At 56.6% G+C, this 5,153-nt stretch carries 2 protein-coding genes; both read right to left on the bottom strand.

Going from position 1 to position 5,153, the window contains the following annotated elements:
* Nucleotides 1-4,772 (bottom strand): tetratricopeptide repeat protein (locus tag HN413_08360; GenBank protein ID MBT3390408.1); only part of this gene is annotated, 4,772 nt, incomplete at its 3' end.
* A complete protein-coding gene (locus HN413_08365) occupies nucleotides 4,747-5,109 on the bottom strand; it encodes a hypothetical protein (protein MBT3390409.1) in 363 nt (120 codons plus the stop codon). The genes HN413_08365 and HN413_08360, both read right to left, overlap by 26 nt.
* Nucleotides 5,110-5,153: the final 44 nt, after the last annotated feature.

Raw genomic sequence — 5,153 nt, forward strand, 5'->3', positions numbered from 1 at the left:
AGTTCAACCGTTGGGATCATGCGTGCCGCCGCGGTTTCGAGAGCGGCCAGGGCCTGGGCAACCTGTCCCTGTGCGGTTAATGTTTCGGCGTGCATCAACAACGCGCGCGGGTTACGCGGATTGACGCGCAAGGCTTTGGCAGTGTGCCGTTGTGCATTCTCAACGCGGCCTGCGCCGAGATCGAGTTCAGCCAATAGCAAATGGGCTGTTTCATGATCCGGTTGAAGGTTGAGTACTTTTTGGGCGCTGGCGCGCGCTTCCCGAATGCTTCCCTGTGTGTGATAGCCGCGTGCCAGATATAGCCAGAGACGGTGATCTTCAGGCGCCAACGCGGTAGCCTGGCGATATGTATGGATGGCTGCGGGCAAATCGCCAATGGCGACCTGGGCGTGCCCCAACTTATGATACAGAGGCAGCGAGTGGGGTTCCGTGAGCAGCGCTTTTTCGAGATATTCAATCGCGGGCGCAAGCTGCAAGGGTTCTGCGGCATTATGCTGGGCAGCGATAATATCGGCGGCGCGCTCATACCAGTAGGCCTCGTTATCGCACAGGGCCAGCAACGCCTGGATCGCCTGCAACTCAACTTCCGGATCATCAAGTTTACCGGCTACTGTTGCCCGGACAGCGTGGTAAAGCGGTGTGGTGACAATATTCTCGCGGATAGCTTTGTTAAGTGCTTTTTCAGCCGCCTGATTGGCTAAAACCGGATTCTCATCCAGCAGCGCCAGTGCGATTTGACAAAGCAGGATCGGCGCTTCGGGCGCGCGGCCGGATTCGGGTTTAAGTAATTGTTGCGCCTTTTGAGCGGCACCTGGTCCCTGGGCGCTGTGTCGCAAGGCCGCCAGCGTCGCTGTGAGATTGTCTACTGTGGAGGGGAGTTCAAGCAAAGCCTGGGTGTGGCTGTCGCTGGGCTGGAAAGCCGCCTGCCCGCGCGCCATCCAGTATGCGATCTTTGCGCGTCGAGTGCGCGTGTCCAGCCCGGCGGCCTGAATGATCTCAACCAACTGTGACGCATTGAGAATTGCAATTTCGAATTGCTGATAGTTATGTTCACCGAGGGCCGATTCCCCCAGAGCATGTTTGCTGAGATGCACATCCTGATAGAAACGCTGAAACTCGGCGCGCAGCGCCAGAATGCGCGCCAGTTGGAGTTGGGCACACGGCTCGCGCGGCGTGAGTTTGGCAACTTTTTTGAGTAGATAGGCTGCCGGATCCCAGGCATGACATTCAATCGCCGCTTCTGCCAGGGCGTAATAATCTTCGGGCGCACTGCGTTGGGCGCGCTGATTTTCGCCAAATTGTTTCATGGCTTCATCGAAGAGTTCGTCGGCTGCGGCTCCGCCCCCCTGACGGATGCGTAAGCGTGTATGTAAAGCCAGCGCCCGCGGGTGCTGTGGATCAATTTGGAGGGCGCGGGTGAGCACATCGGCGGCTGCAACCTCTTCGTTGTTTTGCAGGGCCAGTTCCCCTAGCAGGCAATAATAGGCCACGGCGCTATCATTGGCGTGTTGCTGGGGGTGCATGCCCGCGGTTGTGGCGAGAATAGCAGCGGCATCTTCATCGCGCAGCATGGCGATAGCAATTTGCCCTCCGATGGTCGCGGCGAGTGTGCCTTCATTTTCGCTGCCGTTTTCCTGAAAACCATGCAGCGCGCTTTGTGCCCGCACGGCCGCCTTTGGCAAATCACCGAGCAAGCGCAAGATCAGCGCGGCCTGTAAATTCAAGTGCGGATCGGTTGGGTTTTCGGCAAGTTGGCTCTCAACCCATTCGCCAGCCTGTTCCAGTTGTTCCATCTCGAGCAGTAATTCCGCTTTTTCGATGACCAATGATGAATCTGCCGGGGCGATTACAAGGGCTTCGTCGAGCGCTTTGAGGGCGCTGGGATGATCTTTTAATTCTTTTTGTGTGGCAGCCAGCTTCTTCAGCAGGCCTAGCTGCATTTGCGTGTGATCTTGCTCCGAATCTTGCTGCGCCATACGAATAGCACGCTCAAAACTTAAAATCGCTTGCTGGGGGCTATCGGTTGCCAACAGACCTTCAGCGGTTGTACCCAACTCGGCAGGAGTCACATTTTCCATGATCGAAACCTGTTCAAAAGCCCGGCGCGCAGATGAATGTTCATTAACCTGTAGCAGCACTTGTGCACGTTTCAAGTGCAAGCACGATTGCGACACATTCTTTTCAATGTTCTGATTGAGCGCGGCTAAAGCCTGTTCGGGCGCCTTCAAGTCCAGCGCCTGATCGACGAACCACAGCACTCTCTCTGGAGTGGCGGGTTCAACTCGCAGGACTACCTGCGCGGTTTCCAGCGCTTTTTCCGATATTCCATTGACGCGATACGCCTGCGTCAGCAAGCGCGCGATCTGGGGGTCATCGGGGTATTGCTGCCCAAAGTGTTCCAGGACCCCCAGGGCGATTTCGTGCTGTTCTTCGGCCAAAGCCAGCCGCCCCAGATTCAACGCCAGCGATTTTGCCTGCAACGGGTTTTGTTCGAGATTGATGCTCAACGCGGTGCGATAAGCCGTCAGCGCGGCTTTTGCATCGCCGGAGCGCTCCAAAACCTCAGCCATTAGCGCCGTGGCTGTGGGGTTTTTGGCATCGCGCTCAAGAATTCCCTTGAGAATTGCTTGCGCGTCTGTGTCACGCTCGCGCATTGCCATGAGCGAGCGGGCGTAATCCAATTCAATTGGGGTGTTGCCGGGTGTTTCCAGAAGTGGTTCAAGCAATTCAGCGGCTTTCTGAGGCTGTTCTGTCGCGATAAGGCTGCGGGCATAGCTATGCACCAGGGTATTGGTATGGGGCGCTTGCCGATAGGCGCTTTCGAGTTGCTGGCGGGCTTCTTCGGCGTGACCAAGCGCCAACAAAGTATTTCCCAATGCAAGCTGGATTTCAATGGTCAGATTTCCCGCTGAGGGCTGCGTGGCTGTATCGGCGAGTTCACTAGCTTTGCGGAAAGCCGCCAATGCCTGGGTAGCATCGCCTTGCTGTTGATAGATTTTTCCGAGCGCCAGATGAACATCGGGAGCCTCCGGCACGGACCTGGATGCGGTTTGCAGGGTGTGGAAGGCTTGCTGCCATTCATGTTCTTGCTGGTAAAAATCGGCCAGCGCCAGCCAGGGATCGCTGATGAGGGGGGAAATTTGAATCGCTTTTTCAAAAAGTTGCCGGGCTTCATTGCGCTGTCCCAATTCAACGAGCGCCTGTCCCATCAACGCGGTTGCTGCGCCATCGTGCGGATCGCTTAGAATTAACCCTTGTGCGGCTTCGGCGGCGCGCTGCGGATGACCGGCGCGCAACGCAGTTTTCGCCAAAGCAAACTGGTCATCCGGGGAAGGAGTCTCGGTGGCATGCAACAGTTTTTGGCGAATATCATAGGCTTGTTGCCACTCATCAAGCAATTCTAGCCCTTCAGCCAGGTCGCGTTGCAGGGTTGTATTCTTTGGCTCCAGCGCAACTGCCAGATGCGACCAGTGCAGCATGGGTTCAGCTTCGCCGGTGCCGCGATAGGCTTTTGCGAGTAGTTTTGCGGTAGCGGCGCTATTCGGGTTCTGTTGAATATAATTTTCGCCGACCTCAATGGCCTGTGTGTGCATCCCTAGTTCCAACAGCAGATTTGCTAAGGCGCTGGCGTCCCAGGTATACGTATTATCAGTGTTGACGAGTTCGATAGCCTGTTGCGCCAACTCGCGCGCGGCTGCCAGGTCGCCGCTAAACATGGTAATCCTTGCTTTGGTGATTAGAACCAAAGGGCTATTTTCACTTTCGATATTATTCAGCGGCTCAGCCAGCGATTGCGCCGCGGCGAGATAGCCGTGATCGATGAGGGCCATTACGAGATTGGCGGTCTGATCGGAGAGCGCCTGCCCGCCCGCTTGCTTCCAAAGTGTCAGCGCTTCTTCCGGGTTGCCTTCTTGAATGGCGCTTTTTGCCAGTTCCAGCGCAATTGAAATTTGAATCTGGCTGGCTGCTTTTTGTGCTGAAATCAACGTCGCGCGGGCATCTTGAGCGTCCCCGGCGATTTGTTGTTCATCGGCCTGGTGAAGCATACTTTGCAGATCGGTGAGCGGCATGTGCAATGAGGCCGTCACACCTTTGGCGCGCGGGTTATGTGTGCGCAGATTGGGAGCAGGCGTAGTGCGCTTTGGGCTGTGCTGGGCGAGTTTGGCGGCGATTTCCGGGCGTTGTTCGCGCAGGGTGTTGAGAGCGGCCAACCGCTCGTCGGCGGGGGCCGCGAGCAGACGTTTTTCGATCTGCTCGAGTTGGGTTTCGGCAGTGAATGGATTGGCAAGCACGGCGTGGATGGCCTGCTCAACGCTGATTGCGTTAAACAGCGTAGCGGGATTGGGAAGTATGGCAAATAGACAGGCCAGCACACAATGATGCAGCGCGGTGTGGGTCAGTTCACCCCAGCGTCGGGGCTGGTTGATGATTTCCAGCGCCAGCAGCCCGGCCTGGGCCAATGTTGGGGTAGTGATATTCTTGGTGGCGGGTTGTGAAGCCAGATATACCTGGGCGATTAATTCGGGGTGGATATTTTTCGCGGCGCGCAGGTGCTGGGTGCGCAGGTCGCTGCCGAGGGCGATCAGGGCCAGATTTGCAGGGGACCAGACCTCGGGGGTAGGTCCTAGCTTATTGATGGCTGCCAGCCTGAAGTCCGCGCTCTGAAGCGCCAGCCAGACGAGAGGGTCTTGCCGCAGGGCGGGAATCACGCGCGGCCAGTCATTTTCCCCCAATGCATTCTTAAGATCAACGATTGCCGATGAGCGCGTCATAGGTCACAGAACCTCCCAGGAAGTATACAGCCAGGCCAAGCGCGATGCCAATTAGCAGCAGTCCGATGAAGAGCAATAGCACACCAACTCCGGCGCTGGTGCGCACCATTTCGTTGGTGGCATTCAGTAAAACCGAGGCATTGCCAACCAGACCGGCGATATCGTTGGCGAGCGCTTTTTGCGCTAGTTTGCTGGTGCTGCTGGTGATGGCGCTGACATCGCGCCCAACGGTGCGGGTGAGAAGGATGACGATTCCGCTGGCGAAGGTGATGGTGCCCAGCAAGAAAAGGCTGAGGATCATGGCGAGTAGAATATCAGCTGAGTTTAAGTTGAGCATAGTGATCTCCTGTTTGCTCTTATGGTGCAAGAATTGTTCCAGAT

It is taken from the genome of Chloroflexota bacterium (assembly GCA_018648225.1).
Taxonomy (GTDB): domain Bacteria; phylum Chloroflexota; class Anaerolineae; order Anaerolineales; family UBA11858; genus NIOZ-UU35.

Bases quoted from the DNA above. Each gene is read 5' to 3' on its own strand.
- HN413_08365 (MBT3390409.1), bottom strand. From the start codon at position 5,109: ATGCTCAACTTAAACTCAGCTGATATTCTACTCGCCATGATCCTCAGC.